A 3,356-nucleotide genomic window follows, 5' to 3' on the forward strand; every position below is an offset into this window, starting at 1 on the left:
GTATAAGGGATTACTTGAACAGCATCCTGTTCAAGTAACGTTCTGATAAAAAAGGATTATCTAAGGATTAACTATCACGACGGCTATAGTCATCATGATCGAACCCGCTTGTCGTGCTGAAATCATTGTCATAATGGTTATATGAATTATGTGAAGAAGAGTCATCATAAGAACTATCAAACGAATAGGAAGATAAGGATCCTCCTATATCATAACTGCCCGAACCGTACATATTTCCCGCACAATCTATCAGAGATCTCTTCATCAAAAAGATTGCTATTTGCGTGTTCACTATTAAAGGGAGAAAAGCTATGTGATGAATTTAAACTGTTATTAGGCGCACCGGATAAATGCGGAAAGGCAATCGCAGAGGTAAAGAAAAAGGTAACTAACGCAGAAAGTATAATGCCGAAGTAAACTATTTCTGAAAATTCATAGCCTTCAAGAAGTTCTCTGACCAAAGTAAAAATATTACCGATAAAAAAAGCCGAAATAACAAGGGATTTATAAGTTTTTGGGGTGTTGCGCCAATTTTTTGAAAAAAAACAACATAAAGCCCCCATATTAATGACACTCATGGCTACCATGGAGGAAGTTTGTTTGAAATAAAACAAGAATAATACTTCAAGGATCACCATCATAATAACAAATGAAAAGAATTTCATTGTGATTTCCCTCCTTTCTCTTCGTACCTTTTAATATTAGCGGATTTTTCCTTATTTATCGCCTTCTCATTAGCGATTATTTTATCCTGAGTGGGTGCCACCTGATGCCCAAAATCGGTTTTCTCTGCCCGTATCGCTTTCGCATATTCGCCGGTATTAGCCTCGGCAGATTCAAGCAGACTGACTTTATTACTTTCACCGGTCTCAGGGTTAATTATTGACTTATGTTTTTGGATCCGGCCTTTATCGGCTTGCTTTTCTAATTGCACTGCACTTTGATTAAAGCCGGCTGGATTATATTGGCTGGCATCATGAGGTACCTGCATACTCTGGTAATGACTGGTGACTATTGCTTGGTTTGCAAAATGATTATGGCGTATATCATCGGCGATCCGATCGCTAAACTCGCTTACCAGTGCTTCACGTTGTGCTCTAACTTCTGGTGACCCCGCATCCGTTAATACACGACCTGCCTCAGCTTCACCTAAACGCGAATAAGCAAACTGGGTAAACTCCTGCTCCAGGCGGTGTGAAGCACTTAAACGTTCTGTTTCGGTTAAATTGGCTTGCTCCGAGATACTTTGCTCTTTGGTTTGACTGGCGGTAAATCCGGCGAAGTTTTCGCTGGTATTTTGCAGTGAGGCTCTTAGATCTCTCACTAGAGAACGCGTTTCTGAATTAGATATACGACTAATGTCATCATCTGTCATGTTCTTAATAACGGTTGCGGATTGACTCGATGCAAAATCTTTTGCAGATTGCATATCTTCGCTGGTTTTATTGCTTTTTGAAGCGGAATCAGTGTTTGTGTCTGTCCATCGATGATCATATCCCGCTTTAAGACTGGCTTTTCCTAATCCAATGCTAATGGAGCCGCCAGCATCGACAATATCAGCACTCTCTGTTGAAGTTCTATATTCTCTCGCTGTACTGTTAGTTGAAGACATGGCTTCTTTTGCGTATTGGGATTGTCGTTGAACATCTTCAATCGCTTGGCGTTGTTCACTGGATAATTTGCTATCTTGTGATCCTTGCTTGTTAAACTGATTACTCAGTGCCGTTGAGATATTATAGGTGTCAGAAATCGCACTTTTTAAGCCCTGATGATAGCTTTCGGTCTCGCGGTGTTGACTGCTTAAGGCTTTGCTAAAGCTGGTATCGAGCATTGAACTGGTATCTAAGCTAAACGGCAGTTTCGAGATGGCTTGCGTAGTATCGACAATATGCTGACCACTTTGGGTGGTGCTAATCATCGCCCCGTTATCGGTTTGCTGACTGGAGAGTCCGGCTTTGTAACTGCGGTTTAAATCGGTTTTAAAGCCGTTAATGTTTTCCACCTGCATATTGGCCATGTTGTAATTTCCGCTGGCGACGGCTGATGCATCCGCGGTCGTTGCCCCTGCCAGGGCGTTACCCAGATAAGAGCCGGCACTGGCAATCTGTTGACCCAGTGAGGTGAAGAGTTTAAAACTCAAAAACGGAATCGACATCATCATCCAGCCGGCAATCCCTGCGGTGGTGCTGCCTGTTTGGGTGAGTCTGTCCAGATTAGAAAACGTCACATTTTCGCCATTTAGCGTGGTGGCCATCATAAAATTATAAATGTGATTAAAGATGGCAAACATCACTGGCCACAACATCAGACTGCCCATAATGTTCAAATAATTAATTATCACCTTGTACGTTATTTCTCTCACAAAAAGCGCTAATGCCATAATCGGAAAGAGCGAAATACACAACAGCATCAACACGGTATTGAGTTGCGGCAACATTTCACTGGCTAGATGATAACTGGCCTGATGGGATAAGCGCATTTTTGCCAGCGATTGCTCGGTGGTAATAAGATTTAACCCTGCAGGGTCATTCATGGCGGCAGCATAGGCGTTAAACCCTTTTCTTAAACCCGCTATCATAATATTCTGTTTTAAAATATCTGCCGCAGATTGGCTTGCCTTCATAAAGTAGTTGTAGCTGCCTTCGAGCATATGCGGTAATACCACGGAGGCATCGTGTCGGCCTGGAAAGAGCTTTCGTGCATAAAACATCAGTGTGCTGCCGGTTCCGGTGGTATCGAGATTAAGCAGCGATTTGAGTTTCACGGTGGCTTGCTGACAGGTCATAAACTGACTGCGTGCACCTTCGGTGTTTTCAGCCTCCCAACCTTGATAGTAAATCCCTCTTAAGGGACTGGGTTTGGAAAATATCAGACTATAAATATCACGGGTATTGAGTAGCTGGCTTAAGCTGTATTTGTGGTTTAGCTGGATATCAGGGATGACACAGTTTTTCACGTATTCACTGAAATTGGCGTTAATTTCAGGGCTGTGACTGTGAAAGGTTAATGATTCCTGCATCAATAAGCGTGTTGCTTAATAGTGAAATAAGGGTGTTTCGGTGATTGAAGTAAATTTTACGCTGTTCTGAGATGGAAATTCCAAAGACCTGCGCTAAGGAGTAAGAAGGTATCATCAATAAAGGGTCTACGATTCCGTAAAATTTGGGTCATGCAACCGAGGCGCTTGATACCCGCGATGGCGTGTTCAACTGTAATACGGATGCCCGAGATTATTTTATTTTCTTGTTTTTGTTCAGGCGATAAAGGTCTTTTTCGAGTTCCTTTTTTTGGGATTTGTGTATTAGGATGCTGTTTATCTATACCTTGAAAACCGGTATCTGCCCAGATGGTTACCT

At 42.3% G+C, this 3,356-nt stretch carries 3 protein-coding genes; all 3 read right to left on the reverse strand.

The annotated features are described in order from the left end of the window. Window positions 1-209 precede the first annotated feature (209 nt). A complete protein-coding gene (locus tag CBG25_RS18335) occupies window positions 210-665 on the reverse strand; it encodes a hypothetical protein (protein WP_290608460.1) in 456 nt (151 codons plus the stop codon). After that, the gene (locus CBG25_RS18340) at window positions 662-3,019 is read right to left on the reverse strand and encodes a conjugal transfer protein TraG N-terminal domain-containing protein (protein ID WP_290608462.1); all 2,358 of its coding nucleotides are present in this window, start codon (window positions 3,017-3,019) and stop codon (window positions 662-664) included. The genes CBG25_RS18335 and CBG25_RS18340 overlap by 4 nt, the downstream gene beginning before the upstream one ends. A gap of 56 nt (window positions 3,020-3,075) precedes the next feature. Further along, the coding region (locus CBG25_RS18345) for a transposase family protein (RefSeq protein ID WP_290603775.1) at window positions 3,076-3,356 on the reverse strand (281 nt) is incomplete at its 5' end.

The organism is Arsenophonus sp. ENCA, from assembly GCF_002287155.1.
GTDB lineage: Bacteria > Pseudomonadota > Gammaproteobacteria > Enterobacterales > Enterobacteriaceae > Arsenophonus > Arsenophonus nilaparvatae.

Coding starts and splice junctions, on each gene's coding strand:
- CBG25_RS18335 (WP_290608460.1), bottom strand. CDS start 665: ATGAAATTCTTTTCATTTGTTATTATGATGGTGATCCTTGAAGTATTA.
- CBG25_RS18340 (WP_290608462.1), bottom strand. CDS start 3,019: ATGCAGGAATCATTAACCTTTCACAGTCACAGCCCTGAAATTAACGCC.